This window comes from Nocardiopsis lambiniae (genome assembly GCF_031845465.1).
GTDB lineage: Bacteria > Actinomycetota > Actinomycetes > Streptosporangiales > Streptosporangiaceae > Nocardiopsis > Nocardiopsis lambiniae.
The window spans coordinates 630,656-647,172 of the sequence record NZ_JAVREP010000001.1 but is presented as its reverse complement, the minus strand read 5'-3'; the positions used below and the strand labels follow the sequence as shown (position 1 = coordinate 647,172).

Sequence of the window (16,517 nt, the reverse complement as noted above, 5' to 3'; positions counted from 1 at the left end):
ATGACGTTCGCCGATGACGGCGGGCCGGTAGCTCAGCTGGTTAGAGCAGGGGACTCATAATCCCTGGGTCGCGGGTTCGAGTCCTGCCCGGCCTACCCCGCCTCACCTGGGTGAACGTCGATTTCCGGTGGCCCCGCCCCGGGATTTCGGCACCCGGCGCGACGACTTATGCGCCGGTTCACCGTGAAAGGCGCGGAAACCCTGAGACCGTTTCCGTGTCTTTTGTCCTTTTCCTCGTGCGGCGTCACGCTCCCGTTCGCCGCGTCGCGACGCGGTCCGTCGGCGGCGCTCCGGGGGCTCGGGGATCGCGTGAAGTGACCCTGCCCGGGGACGCCGCTCGTCTAGACTCGGCCTCCGGTCCGGCTCCGGCCCCGGTCTCCTCCAGCCGTGGTGTCCCACCTCTCAGAACCACCCTGCAACCGGCATCGTCGGACGGATCGTTAGTACGGGTGTATCCGACGGACCGGAGAGGCGTGTGATGGGGGAGCGAGAGCGCGGGTCCCACCGCGCCCCGCGACGGCGCGGTCGGACCACCTGGGCGGGGGCGCTGACGCGCACCGCGGCCGCGATCCTGGTGGGGGTGGTGCTCGTGACCGTTCTGCACGCCGTGATCTCCCGGGACGTGGGCGCCCGCCCCGCCGACCCGGATCCGCAGGCGCCCGCCGCTCCACCCGGACGCCCCTTCACGAGCCTCGTCGACCGGATCGGCGTCTCCCGGGACACCGCGCAGGCCGACGTCGACCTGGACGGCGCGGGCCACAGCCTCTCCGCCCAGGCCCTGGCCACCGCGGGGTGGACCCCCGGCCGGGAGATCACCCTCCTGGGCACCACCCTGGAACTCCCCGACTACGCCCCCGGCCGTCCCGACCACCTCGTCGCCGACGGCCAGGAGGTGCGGCTCGACGGCCGGTACCGGTCGCTGACGTTCCTGCTCACCGCCACCGGCGCGGGGGGCGCCCCGGTCACCGGGACCGGGCGGGTCGTCTACACCGACGGGACCGGGACGGCGCTCCCGCTCACCGCTCCCGACTGGGTGGCCGGTCCGGCCGGCGGGGCCGCCCTCGTCCTGCCCTACGCCAACGCGCGGGAGGAGGGCGGTCCCAGCGGCACGCTGGGCTCGGTGCGCCTGTACGCGCGCTCGGTGCCCGTCGACCCCACCCGGGAGATCTCCCACGTCGTGCTGCCCCGCGTGGAGGCCGGGAACCTGCACGTCTTCTCCATGGGCGGGCGAGCCGCCGACGAGGGATGGACCGGTACCTGGACCCGGGCCACCTCCGGTTACCTGGAGGTCGGCCCCTGGCAGGACCAGACGCTCCGGCTGCCGGTGCGCACCACCACCGGCGGCCACCGTGTCCGCATCCGTCTGGACAACACCTTCGCCGCCGGGCCGGTCACCATCGGCTCCGCCTCCCTCGCCCTGCGCGACGGCGGCGGGGCGGGGACCCTCGGCTCGGCCGTCCCGCTCACCTTCGACGGCCGGCCCGACGTGTCCATCCCGGCCGGGGGACAGGTCTTCAGCGATCCCGTCGACATGCTCCTGCCCCCGCAGACCGACGCCCTGGTCGGCCTGTACCTGCCCGACCCGGTGGTCGCCGCGCCTGTGCACTACGCGGCCGGGGACACCGGTTACCTCAGCGAACCGGGCGGCGGGGACCAGACCCTCGACACCACCGGGTTCCCGTTCACCGGCCGTCTCTACCAGTGGCCCTTCCTCACCGGTGTCGAGGTCCTCGACGGCCCCGGAGCGATCGTCACCCTCGGGGACTCCATCACCGACGGGGCCCGTTCCACCCGGGACGGCCACGCCCGCTGGCCCGACGTGCTCGCCGCGCGTCTGCACGCGCGGACCGACCTGCCCCACCTCGGGGTGCTCAACGCCGGCATCGCCGGCAATCACGTGGTCCGCGACGCCTACCCGGGGGAGGGGGTCTCGATCAACGCCTCCGGGGTCTCCCTGCTGCACCGTGCCCCGCGGGACGTGTTCGGGCAGAGCGGCGTGACGACGGTCGTCATCTTCGCCGGTATCAACGACCTGCGCTGGGGCACCCCGCCGGAACAGGTCATCGCGGGGTTGGAGGAACTCGCCGTCCAGAGCCGGGACCGGGGGCTGAGGGTGTTCGTGGCGACGCTCGGCCCGTGCGCCGGCGAGGCGCGTTGCACCCCCCGGGTGGACGCCGCCCGCCGAACCGTCAACGACCACCTGCGCTCCCGCGGCTCGGAGGCCTCCTCGCCGTTCGACGGGGTGTGGGACTTCGACGCGGTCCTGCGCGACCCGGAGGACCCCGCCCGGCTCCTGCCCGCCTACGACTCCGGCGACCACATCCACCCCGGGGACGCGGGCCTGCGCGCCCTGGCCGAGTCGGTGGACCTGGACCTGTTGACCGGTCGGCCCCCCGTCAGCGGGGACACCCCAGATGATGGTGGATGACCAGGTCCACGTAGACGGCGCCCAGGTCGTCCAGGCTCAGCCCGCCCTCGGGCCGGTACCAGTGCAGCAGTGAGTCGAAGGTGTCGAGCACCTCGTCGGTGGCCCTGCCCGGGTCGGTCACGTGGAACACGCCTTCGAGCACGCCGTCGGCGACGATCCCCCGGATGTGCTCGCGATAGGCGCGGTTGAGCGTCCCGATCTCCCGGTGTCGTGTCGGATGGACGGCGCGCAGCACCGGAAGGATCTCGTGTGCCAGCGCCGTGGCGGTGCGGTGCCGCCATCCCGTCTCCACGTGCCGTACGACCAGCGCCGACATGCGTTCGACCGCGCGGGACTCGGGATCGTCGGCGGCCAGTTGGCCCTCGACGCACTCCCGGGTCGACCGCAGGACCACGGCGTGGATCAGATCGAAACGGGTCGGGAAGGCCCGTCTGAGGGCGGCGGTGTCGGCCCCGGTCCGTGCCGCGATCCGTCGGGTCAGATCGGACATGGGCAGCCCTCGGGACCCGTGCTCGGCGAACAACCGCGCGGCACAGTCCAGGACGGGGGCCGTGGCGCGGAGTGCGTGAGGGGAGGTGTCGGCCGTCAAGTGCAGTGTCTCGTCGTTCGGGCGCGCGTCGCCGAGGGGACGCCGACGCGCTTCGGGATTCCTTGTGTGAATCGCTTTCGAGGATATCCGTGATCGCGCGAAGAAAGGGGTGGAACGGCGGAACTCGATGGTGAATGGCGAGGTTCCGTTTCGCATGTGGACCATGCGCATAATGTCGCCTCGACGCGCCGTCCGTGACGCCGTCGCCGTGGGTGACGTGCGGCACGGACGGTGCGTCGAGGCGGTTCAGACCTGCCCGTTCGGCTGGACTCCCCCCTGGATCCGTCCGGTCGTGAGCGGGACCAGATCGTCCACCCGTTCGGTGGCGATCGCGTCCACGCCCATTCCCATCAGCCGCGCCATCTCCGAGAAATCGTTCACCGTCCACGCGGCGACCGAATATCCGAAACGGTGCATTTCCCCGATCGAATCACGGGTGAGAAGGGTGTGGTGCGTCCCCAGGAACGCCGGCCGCAGACCGCGCAGTGTCGACTCCGCGGGCGGGGTCGGCTGGTCCCAGGCGAGCATGATGCGGGCGTCGGGGTTCTGGGCGCGCAGGGCGGCCAGGGTCTCGGTGGAACCGGTGTGGAGCACGCGCGCGGTCCCCCGGTCGCGCAACAGCGCGTCGGCGGCCAGGGCGGCCTCCGGGGAACAGGCGTCGAGCAGGAGGGGAGGCCCCTCGTCGTCGCGGAACTCCGCGACGACCTCCATCAGGGTCGGGATGCGCCGTTCCACGTCGTCGCGGGCTCCGGCGAGTTCGGCGAGGGTCAGATCGGCCACCGGCCGCGGCGGGGACCCCGGGGGCGCCACGGTGCGTTCGTCGACCAGGACGGGGTACCCGTCCGAGGTCAGGTGGACGTCGATCTTGACCAGGTCGGCCCCGGCGCGCCAGGCTGAGCGCAGGGCCGGGAGCGTGTTCCCGGGGAAACGTGCGGTGTCTCCGCGCAGTGCGATGGACAACGTCATGGTGTCAAGGGTGGCAAAGACCACCGGCGTACGTGGGGTAAACAGGAAAAACGTCGAAACCGGCCGGGCGGGACGCCCCCGAGGAGCGGGGCGCGCCGGTGTGTCCTGCGTGTTCCCCCGCGATTGCGAGCGGACTCACGTCGCCGGACAGCAGTCCGGGGTGCCGTGAACTGGGAAACTTTGTTACATGACGTCGTGACCGCACGGCGTCCCGGCCAGGCCCCCGACTGTGAGGCGAACGATGATTCCGGACCAGCGACGAGAGCACATCCTCAAGCTCCTTCAAGAGCGTCACGTGCTGAGTATCAACGAGCTCACCTCGATGCTGTCCGTGTCCCACATGACCGTCCGGCGCGATATCCAGGCGCTGGAGAACGACGGCAAGGTCCTGTCGGTGACCGGAGGCGTCCGGCTCGCGGCGCGGCTCAAGAGCGAGCCCTCCTACCTGGCCAAGGCCCAGCTGGAGGTGCCCGCCAAGCGGTCCATCGCGCGGGCCGCGGCCGAGCTGGTGCGTGAGAACTTCACCATCTACCTCGACGCGGGCACGACCACCCTCCAGATGGTGCCGCTGCTCACCGACAAGGTCGGGCTCACCGTCATCACCAGTGACTTCAACGTCGTCGGCCACCTGATGGAGTACCCGGGGATCGAGCTCATCCACACCGGCGGAGTGGTCTCGCACTCCGACCACTCCTCGGTGGGCCGGTTCACCGCCGAGTTCCTCAAGCAGGTCAACGTGGACCTGGCGTTCATCGCCAGCAGTTCCTGGGACGTCGACCGCGGTTCGACCACCCCGTCGGAGGCCAAGGTGATCGCCAAGCAGGAACTGCTGCGCATCGCCTCCAAGAGCGTGCTCACGGTGGACAGCACCAAGTACGGGAAGTTCGGCACGTTCCGGGTGGCCAGCCTGGAGGAGTTCGACCTCATCGTCACCGACGACCGGTTGCCGCGTTCCGCCGTGGACGAGCTGGCCGAGCGCGACGTGCGCCTGAAGCTGGTGGAGTGCGAGGGCTGACGCCCGCCACGGCCCCGCCCGACGGGCGGGGCCGCCTCGGGCCCGATTCCTCAGGTCTCCTCGTCGTCCGGTTCGGCGTGGGAGAACAGGGCCAGTTCGGTGCCGTCGGGGTCGTAGAAGAGCAGGGTGGACCCGTCCTCTCCGTGCACGATCGGCATGTGGTCCACGTCCTTCTCGGCGAACCGCTCCTCCCAGGCCTCCAGTTCGCCCAGGTTGGCGACGGCGAGGGTGAGCCGGTCCAGGCCGCAGTGCCTGCGGTCGAACCGGTTCTTGAAGTGGTCCTTGTGCTGGATCAGGGCCAGCAGCAGTCCCGACGCGGGGTGCAGGCACTCGGTCCGCAGGGTCCCGTCGTGGTCCCGACGGTGGCGGACCTTGAAACCGAGCAGGTCACGGTAGAAGGCCACGCTCTCGTCGCGGTCGCGCACCGACAGGGTGATGCGGGCGAGGCCGGTCAACTGGGGCACGTCGTCCTCTTTCGAACGGCGGGTATGGAGGGCGGTCATGAGTCCGAGCACGATGTACGAGCCTAAGGTCGGGAAGAAGCGCGTGACCGCCTCTTAACGCGTGTTTAACGCCGGATGTTCCCGGTATCACTCCAGGTCTCCCCTGTGTTCGGTGCCCTCTCGCCGACCCGCTCCTCCTCATACCCCGGACGTCGGTCGTACCAGCGGGTCCGCATGACCAGCACCGACACCGCCAGGGAGACCAGTCCGCCCACCGTGGCCAGGGCGAACGCGCCCTGATGGCCGTGCGCGTCGGCGAGGGAGCCCGCGACCGCCGAACCCAGGGCCTGACCCAGGATGAGGCTGCTCAGCACGACGGCCATCGACTGTGACAGCCGACTGGCCGGGGCCGCCCGCTCCACCAGCGCGAACAGGCTGACCAGGTGCGGTCCGACCGCCGCGCCCAACACGAACACCGTCACGGCCAGGACGAGGGCGTCGTGCGCCAGGTACAACGGCAGGGAGAACGCGAACAGCGCCCCCGCCGCGATCCGGGTGCGGGTGGTGAGCGCGACGCCCACCGGCAGGGACGCCATCAACAGCCCGGCGACGGCGCTGCTGGCGCCCATCACCGCGTACATCAGTCCCGACAGGTCCCCGTGTCCCGAGGCGGTGGCGAACGCCGTCACCCCGGTCGACATGCCGCCGAAGAACAACCCTTGGCAGAACATGGGCACCGCCAGCACCACGAGGGCGGGCACGGCGATCCGCTCGCCTCGGCCGCGCGCCGGCGCGGCCCCGGGCGGCGCGGTGGGGTGCAGGGCGAACACGGTCCCGAACACGCCGATGAGGACGGAGGCGCTCAGCACGCTCGCGGTGGGGGAGACCAGCACGGTGAGGATCCCCACCAGGGCCGGGCCCAGGACGAAGGCGGCCTCGTCGAGGACGCCCTCCACCGACATGGCGGCGGCCAGCGAACGCTCCCGCTCCGCGCCCCGGTCGCCCCGGTCGCGGATGAGCACCACCCAGCGGGTCCGTGCCATGGGCGCGATCTGGGGCAGGCACATGCCCGCCAGGGCGGCCAGCGCGGCCAGTGCCGGAAGGTCGTACCCGGCGAGGACGGCGGCCACGAGCAGGGCGATGAGGACGGCGTCGGCCAGTGACATCACCAGGACGGGGAGGCGTTGCCCGTGCCGGTCGGCGAAGCGGGCGATGACGGGGCCGCCGACGGCCCCGCCCAGCGCGAAGGCGCCGCTCACCGCGCCTGCCGCGGCCACGCTGCCGGTCGTCCCGGTGACGAGGGTGAGCAGGCCGATGAGGGACATCGAGAGCGGCAACCGGGCCAGGAACGTGGCCGAGAGCAGTGGCCATCCGGCCAGGTCGTGCATCCGGCGCAGTGTCTCCAGTGGCGACATGCGTCCGCCCCTTTCGTGGTACCCGTCCCGCGCGCTCGTCGTCGGCGCTTTCCGGGTTCCGGCACGACGCGACGAGGGGGACCACGGAAGGGGACCGCAATTCATCCCATGATAGGCCCCTCGCGGGGGTGGGTTCCGGGGGTCGGGAGGCCGGGGCCTGGACACGGGCCGGGACGGGGTCCGTCGAGAGGCGGAGCACCCCCTGACTTTCGTCGGTGTCGGGACCCCGGTCGGGGTCGATAGCTTTCGGTTCCATGGAACCCATCCGAACCCGGGCCGTCCGCGCGCGTCGCGCCCTGGGGCGCGCGCTGCGACCGTTGCCCGGACCGCCCACCCGGGGCGCCGTCCTGGGCGACGCGGCCCTGGGCCTGTCCATGGCGCTGCTGTGCGTCGGGGAGATGGTCCTGCGCGCCCTGACCGGGGGGCTCGCCCCGGGCGAGGCCCTCGGATGGGGCGTCGGTTCCGTCGTGATGGTCGTCGTGGTGGTCGGGCTCGCCCGCCCCTACCCCCTGGTCGCCCTGGTCGTGGTCGTGATCGCCTCGTTCCAGGTCTACGGCGCGGGACCGCTGCTCCTGTGCGTCGCCTACCTCACGGGTCGGCGCATGCCCACCGTGCGTCCCGCCCTCGTCCTGGCCGGGGTGGCCCTGGTGGTGGGGGCGGTGCCCCTGATCGGGGGCGCCGTCGACCCCGGCCTGTGGTCCATGGCGCTCGCCGGTCTGGTCCTCACGGTGGCCCTGCCCTGGCTGATCGGCGTGTACCGACGCCAGCACGTGGAGCTGTCCACCGCCGGGTGGGAGCACGCCCGGCAACTGCGCCGCGAGCACCGGCTCGTCGCCGACCAGACCCGGATCCGGGAGCGCTCGCGGATCGCCCAGGACATGCACGACTCCCTCGGCCACGAACTCAGCCTCATCGCGCTGCGGGCCGGTGCCCTGGAGGTCGATCCCGAACTGGGGGAGCGGCACCGGGAGGCGGTCGCCGAACTGCGCGCCACGGCGGTCACCGCCACCACGCACCTGCGAGAGATCATCGGCGTGCTGCGCACCGACGCCGAACCCGATCCCATCGCCCCCAACGGGGAGGACGTCATCGACCTGGTCGAGCGCGCCCGCGACTCCGGGATGCGGATCACCCTGGTCCGTGACGGCGACACGGCCCACCTGCCGCCCATGGTGGGCCGGGCGGTCCACCGGGTCCTCCAGGAGTCGCTCACCAACGCCACCCGCCACGCCCCGGGCGCGGAGGTGGCCGTCTCCATCGCCACCGACGGGGAACACCTGGAGGTGCGCGCCGTCAACCCCGTCCCCGGGACGGAGGGGGTGGACCCGGGTGCCGGGATCGGCGGCCGACGCGGCCTCATCGGGTTGCGCGAGCGGGTCCGCCTGGTCGGCGGGGTCTTCGCCGCGGGGCCCACCGGCGACGGCGCCTGGGAGGTGTGCGCCGTCCTGCCGGTGCGCGGCGGCGAGGCGCTCCCGGACGAGGAGGAGGACGAGGAGGAGACCGCCATCGACCGGCTCCAGCGGGAGGCCCGACGCCGCTTCCGCGGCGGCTGGTCGGCGTTGATCGCGGCCCCCGCCGTGATGGTCGCGGTGCTGGTGTTCTTCGTCTCCTGGACGATCATCACCGAGATGGAGGAGAGCACCCTCACCCCCGAGGAGTTCGACCGGTTGCGTCCCGGCACCCCGCAGAGCCGGGTCGAGAAGGCGCTGCCCCCGCTCTCGGTGCCGTTCGACGCCCGGGACCTGGCCGAGGACGCGGTCCCCGAGGGGGCCGTGTGCAACTACTACCGCAGCGGTTCCGGGCTCTTCGACGAGGAGACGGTCTTCTATCAGCTGTGCTTCACCGAGGGACGGTTGTCCAGCAAGGGAGAGGCCCCGATACGGTGAGCCCGCCCGTTTCCCACCATCCGCGACGACCACCGACACCGAGGAGGCCACGGCCGTGATCAGGGTGCTGATCGCCGACGACGAGGCGATGATCCGCGCCGGGGTGCGGGCCATCGTGCAGAGCGATCCGGGGATCGAGGTGGTCGCCGAGGCCTCCGACGGCCGGGAGGCGGTGGACCTGGCGGTCTCCCACCGACCGGACGTGGCCCTGGTCGACATCCGCATGCCCCGGATGGACGGGTTGGCCGCCGTGGCGGAGATGCGACGCTCGGCCCCGGCCACGGCGGTGGTCGTCCTCACCACCTTCGGCGAGGACGGCTACATCTCCCGGGCACTGGCCGAGGGGGCCTCCGGGTTCCTGCTCAAGGCGGGCGATCCGCGCGAGCTGATCACGGGTGTGCGGGCGGTCGCCGACGGCGGGGCCTACCTGTCACCCCGGGTCGCCCGCCAGGTGATCGATCGGTTCGGGGGAGGTCGCCCGGCCCGTGAGGCCGCCGCGGCGGTCCGGGTCGAACAGCTCACCCAGCGGGAACGGGACGTGCTGGCCCTGGTCGGCGCGGGGCTGTCCAACGCCGACATCGCCGACCGCCTCTTCCTGGTCGAGGGCACGGTCAAGAGCTACGTCAGCGCGATCCTCAACCGTCTGGGGCTGCGCAACCGGGTCCAGGCGGCCATCCTCGCCTACGAGGCGGGCCTGACCGCCGACGGGAGCTGACCCGGGCCGCCGACACCTCCGCGGGAGTCGAACCGCGCGGCACGGGTAGGCAGGACCGGGAGGGGCCGCGCGCGTGCACCGACCTCGTCCCCGGCGACCTCGACCGGGTACGGACGGGCCGCGCGCGTGCGAGGGGACACGGACGAAGGGGAACGGATGCCCGACGAGGAAGAGGAGGCCCTGCTCCGTGCCTCCTGGGAGCACCTGGCGGGGACCTCTCCCGAGGCCAGGGCCGTGGGCGCCGAACTCCTCCTGCGGTGGGGCGAACCCCATCGGCGCTATCACACCCTCGCCCACCTGTGGTCGACGCTGCGCGCGGTCGAGGTCCTGACCGACGAGGCGGACTCGGCCGACACGGTCCGCTACGCCGTCTGGTTCCACGACGCGGTCTACGAGACCGAACCCGGGCGGGACGAGGACGAGAGCGCCGAGCTGGCCCGCGGCCTGCTCCTCATGATGGGCCTGCCGAAGGAACGCGTCGAGGAGGTGGCCCGGCTGGTGCTGCTGACCAAGACCCACGATCCCGACGACGGCGACGCCGACGGGCAGGTGCTCTCCGACGCCGATCTGTCGATCCTGGCGGCCCCGCCGGACGAGTACCTGGCCTACGCCACCGCGGTCCGCGCGGAGTACCGCCGCTACCCCGACGAGGAGTTCCGGGTCGGTCGCGTCCGGGTGCTGCGCGCCATGCTGAACGCCCCGCACACGTTCCACACCGAGTTCGGACGGATCCACTGGGAGGCACGGGCACGGGTCAACATGCTCGCCGAGCTGGACCGTCTGACCCGGGGCGAGCGGGTCGCCCCGCCACCGTTCTGACCCGGCCCGCTACACCCCTCGGACCGCTCCGTCGCCGCCGCGCTCGGCCGTCCCGCGGTCGCGGCGGCGTGGCCGCCGCAGGCCCGAGGCCCTCAACCGGGCCACCAGCTCGCGTCCGCTCACGTGCTCCGCGCCCAGTTCCAGGGCCCGGGCGTGCAGGTGCTCGGGCACGTCGTAGTGATCGCGGTCGAAGGCCCGTTCGGGCACCCCGAGCACCCGGGCGAAGTCGTGCAGTTCCGCGTAGGAGCTGTCGCTGACCAGGTGCGCGAACGACCATCCGCGCGGGCCGGGCCAGATCGGGCTGTCGATGAGCACGCTCATGGGGTCTCCGGGGCGTCGACCGGGCGCCAGGGCACCGGGCTGGACAGGATCATCGTGCTGGAGGGGCGACCGTGGGCGGCCAGGGTGTCGATGACCTCCTCGAAGTGCTCCATGGAGCGCACCGCGATGAGCAGGACGCAACAGTCGTCCCCGGTCACCCGGTGGACCTGGAGGATCTCGGGGAGACGCAGCGACCCCGGTTCGCGCAGCAGGCAGTGCGCCCCGAAACACTGCATGCGCACCAGCGCGGTCACGGGCAGCCCGGCGGCGGCCGGGTCCACGTGCGCGTGGTAGCCGGTGATCACACCGCGGTCGGTGAGTCGGCGCACCCGGTCGGCCACGGCGGGCGCCGACAGGTTGACGCGACGGGACAGCTCGTTGAAGGACAGGCGGCCGTCCCGCTGGAGCTCGGAGAGAATCCGCTGGTCGACGCCGTCCAAGGCCGTCGGCGGTCGTGAAGCCATACTTTGCGATCCCAAGGTCTGAAGGCCTGACATGTTATGAATACCAGGTCTTCGACCCCTGTGGGAGGCCACCGTCCATTCCCTTTCCGGGTGTTCTGTTCGATCATGTGTGCTCACGTACACGGTGTTGTGACGGGGGACCTCGCGAACGGCCTCGTGTGCGTGCACGACACGTTCCGCGCGGTACCACGAGGGGTTGTTCCCATGCTCACCACGACGTCCGCCCAGCAGTGCCCGTACATCGCCGCCGATGTCGAGGGCACCGACGCCGAGGCGCGTGCCCGGCGGGCGCAGGGCAACGGAGGCGAGCCCACCCTGGCCTTCGACCGCAACACCCCCTACGTCGACTACGCGGGGATCGACACCCTGCTGCGCTTGCAGAACCCGCGCACGGACGAACCCGCCGAGACGACGTTCATCATCGCCACCCAGGTCATGGAGCTGCTGTTCGTCCTGGTCCAAGAGCGCTGGGAGGCCGCCCGCGACGCCCTGGAGGCCGACGACGTGCCCGGCGCGCTGGCCTGGCTGCGTCGGTCCGCCGCCGCCCAGGACGTCCTCAACGACTCCTGGCGGCTGCTCGGGGACATGACCCCCACCCAGTTCAACCGTTTCCGCGACTCCTTCGGCGAGGCGTCGGGGTTCCAGTCCTACGGGTACCGCAAGCTCGAATTCGTGCTGGGGAACAAGTCCGCCGCCATGATCCGTCCGCACAAGGGCATGAGCGGTGTCGCGGACGAGCTCAGGGAACTCCTGGAGCGGCCGAGCCTGTACGACGCGGCGCTGCGCCTGCTGCACCGGCGCGGCCTGCCCGTTCCCGGCGAGGCCGTCGAGCGCGACTGGACCCTGGAGTACGAGCCCGACGGGCGCGTCGAGTCGGTCTGGGCGGCGGTCTACGCCGACGATCGTCCCGGCAACGACCTGTTCCTGCTGGCCGAGGCGCTGGTGGACGTCGCCGAGCGCGTGACGCGCTGGCGTCACCTGCACCTCATGGCGGTCAAGCGCACCATGGGCGGCAAGCCCGGCAGCGGTGGTTCCAACGGCCTCACCTGGCTGGCCCGCAACGTGGAGAAGGACGTCTTCCCCGAACTGTGGTCGCTGCGCGGCATCCTCTAGACGGCCCCGGGCGGCCGTGGGCCGCCGGGCGCGACCGACATCGAATCACCGTGAGCAGGAAGCAGGACACCGATGACACCCACCACCCGTGAGGAGTGCGTCGCCCTCGACGCCGCCGACCCCCTCGCACCGCTGCGCGACGAGTTCGTCCTCCCCGAGGGTGTGATCTACCTGGACGGGAACTCCCTCGGCGCGCTGCCGCGCGCCACCCCGGGCCGGGTGGCCGACATGATCGAACGCGAATGGGGACAGGACCTCATCCGCAGCTGGAACGACGCCGGGTGGTGGGACAAGCCCCGCACCCTGGGCGCCAAGGTCGCACCCCTGGTCGGAGCCGACGCGGACGAGGTGATCGTCGGCGACGGGACCTCCGCGAACCTGTTCAAGTGCCTCATCGCGGCGCTGGGTCTGTCCGACCGCTCCGTCGTGCTCGGCGAGACGGGCAACTTCCCCACGGACCTGTACATCGCCGAGGGCGCGGTCGCCCTCGCCGGCGCCGTCCAGCGCCGGGTGGATCCCGACGGCCCGGAGCTGGAGCGGGCCCTGTCCGCCGGAGACGTGGCCGTGGTGCTGCTCAGCCACGTGGACTACCGCACCGGGACGCTGCGCGACATGCCCGCCCTCACCCGGCTGGCCCACGAGCACGGTGCCCTGGTGATCTGGGACCTGTGCCACAGCGTCGGCGCGGTACCGGTCGAGCTGTCCGACAGCGGGGCCGACTTCGCGGTCGGCTGCACCTACAAGTACCTCAACGCCGGGCCCGGCGCCCCCGCGTTCCTGTACGCGGCCCGCCGGCACCACGCCACGGCGAGCCAGCCGCTCAGCGGCTGGCACGGGCACGCCCGACCGTTCGACTTCACCGGCGACTACGAGCCCGCCCCGGGGGTGTCGCGCTTTCTCAGCGGGTCGCAGCCGCTGGTCGCCGACGCCGCGCTGGAGGCGAGCCTGGACGTGTGGGCCAAGGCCGACCTGTCGCTCGTGCGCGCCAAGAGCCTCACCATGACCGATCTGTTCCTGGCCCGCGCCGCCGAGGTGGGGATCTCCTCGGTCACCCCGAACGAGCACGCCCGCCGCGGCAGCCAGGTGGCCCTGGTCGAACCGGAGGAGGGCGCCGGATACCCGATCGTGCGCGCGCTCATCGAGCGGGGCGTCATCGGCGACTTCCGGGCCCCGAACGTCATGCGGTTCGGATTCACCCCGTTGTACCTGCGCCACGTGGACGTCTGGGACGCCACGGAGGCGCTGCACGAGGTGGTCCGGTCGGGGGAGTGGCGTGACGATCGCTTCGCCCGACGCGGTGGGGTGACCTGACCCCCGATCCCCGATCCCCGACCCCCGGGAGGCCGAGCCTCCCGGGGGTCCTCCGCGTCCGGGCCCCGGAACACCCGGCACGCGGCAGACCGCTCCGAAGGCCCTGGATTGCGTGGCCTTGACCACGATGATCCGTTCCGTGTCCGTGTCGGTGCAGGGCGCCCCATCGTGACCTACCGGCGCGTATCCGGTCCCCTGACACCGTTCTCCCGCTTTTCGAGTGTCGTGAAAAGCCCGTGACGCGAACCACGGAAAGGGCCCGACCACCGTCCTCGGTCGGTCCCGGAACCCCTGCCGTGCAGGGGTTCTCGTGTTATCAGGGGCGATCGGACATTGATTCACATCGTACCCGGCCGGACACGCAACGTTATTTTACCTGGAATCCTTGCGTACTTTGCCCAAGCGTGGGTTAGTGTCCTTCGTGATCGCTTCGTTATGGCTTTCCATGCGAAACGATGCCGAGCCCTTGACCGGCCTGTGAGCCGCGAGGGAATCGAGACCCTTTCCGGGAATCAAGGCCGCCCGCATCCATGAGCCGGCCCCACGGACCGCCGAAGTCCATCGGCGCTTTCCGATTCCCGCCCACCGATTCCGACGGTGGGAAACCCCTGTCATGACGCCCTGTTCCAGACGTGCATCAGCACGCCTGTGAGCTGCTGCGACGTGCCCTGGTCTTCTCGGCCCCGTCGTCTACCTGGCTAATACCTCATGAGCAACGACACTCCCATTCAGTACGGCAAAGTCACCGCGACCTACTTCTGGGACGATGGTTCCGGTATCAACGGTGACACGGGCGCTCCCGCAAGCGGAGAGCCCATGCAGAAGGGCCTTTTCTCCAGCCCGAGTTGGCCTTTGGGCACCGAAGGTTACGTCGTTTACGAGGGGCAGAAAGCCGAGTTCTTCATCGGTGACCGCGGCCCCGGCGTCCCCTCCCACGACTGTGACGTCCTCCTGGACATGGACGGCAAGACCTTCGCCGAACTGACCGGCGAAAGCTGGAACGACCAGAGCTACACCGTGAGCGGTGGCAACGGTCACCTCTACGACGTCGAATACTTCATCACGGAGTGGGGCGAGGGCCACGGGACCGAGGGCGCCCCGCACCCCTTCCAGCAGCCCGGGAACACGTGCGACGACGCCGTCTCGCCGATCCCCGAGGAGGTCCTCCAGAAGAAGGAGGACGAGGAGAAGGCCGAGAAGGAGAAGAAGGAGCAGGAGAAGGCCGAGCAGAAGGCCGAAGAGGAGAAGAAGGAGCAGGAGAAGAAGGAGCAGGAGGAGCAGGAGGCGAAGGAGGCCGAGGAGCAGGCCGCCGCCGAGCAGGGCGACGACGACTCCGGCGTGACCGCCGAGACGGCCGCCAACGACCTCTCCGGCGTCCAGCTCACCGGTGCCGGCGACGGCGTCCTGGGCGGGACCGGCCTGCTGGCCCTGGCCATCATCCCGGCCATTCTCATCGCCCTGTTCTTCGCCTGGACCCGTCGTCCCTCCGGCGCCCACGCCGGCTCCTCCGGTGAGAGCCGCGGCCTGGCCGCCGAGAGCAACGGCCGTCACAGCCTGGGCTCCCTGTTCGACCGCCTGCGTGGCCGTCAGGGCTAGACGAGCCCGGCCCATCGGGTCCCCGTGAGTACGGGGAGCCCGAGAAGCCAGGTGTCACCGCGAGGGGACATGGCTCCCCGGGGCACGTGAACCCGATAGGCCGAGAAGGGCCGTGGTCGTGAGACCACGGCCCTTCGTCGCGCCCGGAGACGGGCGGGGTGCGCCGATCGCCGTTGACCGACGCGCCCCGCCCGTCCCGCGGAGACGGTCGTACCGTCCCCGAACCGATGCCGCGCCCGTGGGCCGGAACCCGAATCCGCGTGATCCGGCGGCGCCGTCGCCGCCCGCGGGGATCGGGGCCGGTCCCGGGCCCGACACGGTGGTCCCATGCCCCCGGCGTCGGGGCCGTTCAGGGTGCCGGCACCCACCGCCGGGGCGCCGACGACGCCTCTTCGCCCGCCAGACGGTCCCGGAGCAGGGTGGCGACCCGTTCGGCCCGCACCTCGAAATCGGCCAACGCCCGCTCGGTCTCCCCGGGATCGCCCAGCAGTCCCTCCCGGCGCACCAGCGCCTCCGAACGCAGCAGGGGATCGTGCTCGGGTCGGCGTCCCTCCCCGCTCGGGTGGCACAGCGGGGCGGCGGTGTCGGTGATCACCTCCACCAGTGCGGGTCCGCCCCCGGAACGGGCCTCGGCCAGGGCCCGGGAGACCACGGAGTACACCGCGGCCGCGTCGCCCCCGTCCACCCGGTGGCCCTTCAGGTCGTGGCCGACGGATCCCATCGGGCCGGCCATCGGGTCCACGGCCCACCGTGCCTGACGCACCAGGAACACCACGGGCGCGTTCCACACGGCGGCGAACCCGTAGGCGTCGCGGGCGTCTCCCGTGCCGGTGATCCCGTCGCCGACCAGGGCCAACGCCGCCATGTTCCGTCCCTGACGGCGCGCGGAGTAGGTCACCTCGACCGCTTTGGAGGCGTTGGTGGCCGGAGGCGTGCACTGCGGCGCGCACCGGTACCGGTGGGGGTCGTAACCACCGCGCCGGTCGGTGCGGAAGGGGGTCAGGGCCTTGAGCGGATCGACCCCGTGCGAGGCCACCGCCACGGCGTCCCGGTAGGTGGGGAAGAGCCAGTCCCCTTCGGACAGGGCCAGTACGCCACCGACCTGGGCGGCCTCCTGCCCGGCCGAGGGCGGGTAGGAGGACAGCAGGCCGTGGCCCGCGAGTTCGTCGGCCGCCCGGTCGAAGCGACGGGCGATGACCATCGCGCGGTGGAGGCGGATCAGGGTGGAGGAGTCGGGGAGGGCGAACGAGGGATGCTCGACACGCCGCCCGTACCGGTCCACCAGACGTACGGGCTCCACCGACGACGGGCCCGGAGCCGGACGATTTCGCTCATCGGTGTACTCCATGTCTTGAATATGAGGCGAATCACCCCATATTGTCGATGGCCTCACGCCGATACTGGACGAACTGCTCGGTAAAGCCAGGGAGCGACCC

Annotated in this window: 15 protein-coding genes and 1 tRNA gene; 9 read left to right on the top strand and 7 right to left on the bottom strand. The window is 71.6% G+C overall.

Annotated features, from left to right (window positions below):
- Nucleotides 1-21: 21 nt before the first annotated feature.
- Together RM479_RS02905 and RM479_RS02900 are read left to right on the top strand one after the other, a co-directional pair.
- Nucleotides 22-95, top strand: a tRNA-Ile gene (locus RM479_RS02905).
- 383 nt (nucleotides 96-478) lie between these two features.
- Nucleotides 479-2,428 carry an SGNH/GDSL hydrolase family protein gene (locus RM479_RS02900; RefSeq protein ID WP_311510139.1) on the top strand — a complete coding sequence of 650 codons (1,950 nt, stop codon included), beginning with the start codon at nucleotides 479-481 and terminating at the stop codon, nucleotides 2,426-2,428.
- On the opposite strand, the gene RM479_RS02895 is transcribed toward RM479_RS02900, so the two are convergent.
- Both RM479_RS02895 and RM479_RS02890 read right to left on the bottom strand, forming a co-directional pair.
- Nucleotides 2,397-3,017: a TetR/AcrR family transcriptional regulator gene (locus tag RM479_RS02895; RefSeq protein WP_311510138.1), complete on the bottom strand. Its 621-nt coding sequence runs from the start codon at nucleotides 3,015-3,017 to the stop codon at nucleotides 2,397-2,399. The genes RM479_RS02900 and RM479_RS02895 overlap by 32 nt on opposite strands.
- 246 nt (nucleotides 3,018-3,263) lie before the next feature.
- Nucleotides 3,264-3,983, bottom strand: a complete 720-nt coding sequence (locus tag RM479_RS02890; RefSeq protein ID WP_311510137.1) for a glycerophosphodiester phosphodiesterase — start codon at nucleotides 3,981-3,983, stop codon at nucleotides 3,264-3,266.
- Nucleotides 3,984-4,224: 241 nt separating this feature from the next.
- Between RM479_RS02890 and RM479_RS02885 the strand changes: the two genes are divergently transcribed.
- Nucleotides 4,225-4,998: a DeoR/GlpR family DNA-binding transcription regulator gene (locus RM479_RS02885; protein WP_274807719.1), complete on the top strand. Its 774-nt coding sequence runs from the start codon at nucleotides 4,225-4,227 to the stop codon at nucleotides 4,996-4,998.
- A gap of 50 nt (nucleotides 4,999-5,048) precedes the next feature.
- Here RM479_RS02885 and RM479_RS02880 read toward each other — a convergent pair whose 3' ends face one another.
- The gene (locus RM479_RS02880) at nucleotides 5,049-5,501 is read right to left on the bottom strand and encodes a VOC family protein (protein ID WP_311510136.1); all 453 of its coding nucleotides are present in this window, start codon (nucleotides 5,499-5,501) and stop codon (nucleotides 5,049-5,051) included.
- A 65-nt stretch (nucleotides 5,502-5,566) separates the two neighbouring features.
- Complete coding sequence (locus tag RM479_RS02875) at nucleotides 5,567-6,856, bottom strand: MFS transporter (protein WP_311510135.1); 1,290 nt, start codon at nucleotides 6,854-6,856, stop codon at nucleotides 5,567-5,569.
- A gap of 254 nt (nucleotides 6,857-7,110) precedes the next feature.
- Here RM479_RS02875 and RM479_RS02870 point away from each other — a divergent pair, with 254 nt between their 5' ends.
- The 3 genes from RM479_RS02870 (at nucleotide 7,111) to RM479_RS02860 (ending at nucleotide 10,276) form a co-directional block, all read left to right on the top strand.
- A complete protein-coding gene (locus RM479_RS02870) occupies nucleotides 7,111-8,742 on the top strand; it encodes a sensor histidine kinase (protein WP_311510134.1) in 1,632 nt (543 codons plus the stop codon).
- A 55-nt stretch (nucleotides 8,743-8,797) separates the two neighbouring features.
- Nucleotides 8,798-9,457: a response regulator transcription factor gene (locus tag RM479_RS02865; protein ID WP_311510133.1), complete on the top strand. Its 660-nt coding sequence runs from the start codon at nucleotides 8,798-8,800 to the stop codon at nucleotides 9,455-9,457.
- A gap of 156 nt (nucleotides 9,458-9,613) precedes the next feature.
- Nucleotides 9,614-10,276, top strand: a complete 663-nt coding sequence (locus RM479_RS02860) for an HD domain-containing protein (RefSeq protein ID WP_311510132.1) — start codon at nucleotides 9,614-9,616, stop codon at nucleotides 10,274-10,276.
- A gap of 9 nt (nucleotides 10,277-10,285) precedes the next feature.
- Here the strand turns inward: RM479_RS02860 and RM479_RS02855 are convergent, their stop codons facing one another.
- Together RM479_RS02855 and RM479_RS02850 are read right to left on the bottom strand one after the other, a co-directional pair.
- Nucleotides 10,286-10,597, bottom strand: a complete 312-nt coding sequence (locus tag RM479_RS02855; RefSeq protein WP_311510131.1) for a DUF4031 domain-containing protein — start codon at nucleotides 10,595-10,597, stop codon at nucleotides 10,286-10,288.
- Nucleotides 10,594-11,061, bottom strand: a complete 468-nt coding sequence (locus tag RM479_RS02850; protein ID WP_311510130.1) for an Lrp/AsnC family transcriptional regulator — start codon at nucleotides 11,059-11,061, stop codon at nucleotides 10,594-10,596. Before RM479_RS02850 ends, RM479_RS02855 begins: the two co-directional genes overlap by 4 nt.
- Before the next feature lie 204 nt (nucleotides 11,062-11,265).
- Between RM479_RS02850 and RM479_RS02845 the strand changes: the two genes are divergently transcribed.
- The 3 genes from RM479_RS02845 (at nucleotide 11,266) to RM479_RS02835 (ending at nucleotide 15,081) form a co-directional block, all read left to right on the top strand.
- Nucleotides 11,266-12,174, top strand: coding sequence for a tryptophan 2,3-dioxygenase (locus RM479_RS02845; RefSeq protein ID WP_311510129.1), 909 nt, complete (start codon nucleotides 11,266-11,268; stop codon nucleotides 12,172-12,174).
- Between the two features lie 72 nt (nucleotides 12,175-12,246).
- Nucleotides 12,247-13,485: a kynureninase gene (kynU, locus tag RM479_RS02840; RefSeq protein WP_311510128.1), complete on the top strand. Its 1,239-nt coding sequence runs from the start codon at nucleotides 12,247-12,249 to the stop codon at nucleotides 13,483-13,485.
- A gap of 708 nt (nucleotides 13,486-14,193) precedes the next feature.
- On the top strand, nucleotides 14,194-15,081 hold the full coding sequence (locus RM479_RS02835; protein WP_311510127.1) for a hypothetical protein: 888 nt from the start codon (nucleotides 14,194-14,196) through the stop codon (nucleotides 15,079-15,081).
- Nucleotides 15,082-15,430: 349 nt separating this feature from the next.
- Here the strand turns inward: RM479_RS02835 and RM479_RS02830 are convergent, their stop codons facing one another.
- Nucleotides 15,431-16,429, bottom strand: a complete 999-nt coding sequence (locus RM479_RS02830) for a thiamine pyrophosphate-dependent enzyme (protein WP_311510126.1) — start codon at nucleotides 16,427-16,429, stop codon at nucleotides 15,431-15,433.
- Nucleotides 16,430-16,517 lie beyond the last annotated feature (88 nt).